This is a genomic window from Paraburkholderia sp. SIMBA_053, from assembly GCF_046534895.1.
GTDB classification, from domain to species: Bacteria; Pseudomonadota; Gammaproteobacteria; order Burkholderiales; family Burkholderiaceae; genus Paraburkholderia; species Paraburkholderia caledonica.
Genome location: NZ_JAWRXU010000186.1, coordinates 1 through 385, shown reverse-complemented (window position 1 = coordinate 385; position 385 = coordinate 1). Strand labels below are relative to the sequence as shown.

Annotated in this window: 1 pseudogene; it reads right to left on the bottom strand. The window is 61.0% G+C overall.

Annotated elements, in window-relative coordinates:
- Positions 1-385 (bottom strand): annotated as a pseudogene (locus tag SB753_RS35195) (hypothetical protein); the annotation flags it as partial.

The following is a 385-nucleotide window of genomic DNA, read 5'->3' as shown; positions in this document are numbered from 1 at the left end:
CGTGTAATCGAAGTGACCGTTCATGCCGAAGAAGCTGCCTGCGCTCGCCGCGATGGGAGTGCGCGGATCGCTGCAAGCCAGCCACTCAGCGGCGACTTCGGCATTGGCGTAGAACTGTCCGCTCGTATTGCGGTGATAGATCTTGCCGCCGTACCAGAGCACGAGCGACACGTTGTAGTTGTTGCCCACCACCTTGCCGTTTTTCGAAATCACGCCATTGGTAAGCGTCCAGACTGCGCCGGTCTTGTCGATGATGCGTGAGGCCGACGGCATCGTCGTGCCATCCGGCGACGTGGTGCCGAGGCGCGGATCGCTCGAGGACTGCCATGCCGATCCGGTCCACTGATAGAACTGACCGCTGGTGTTCTGGTGATAGATCGCGCCG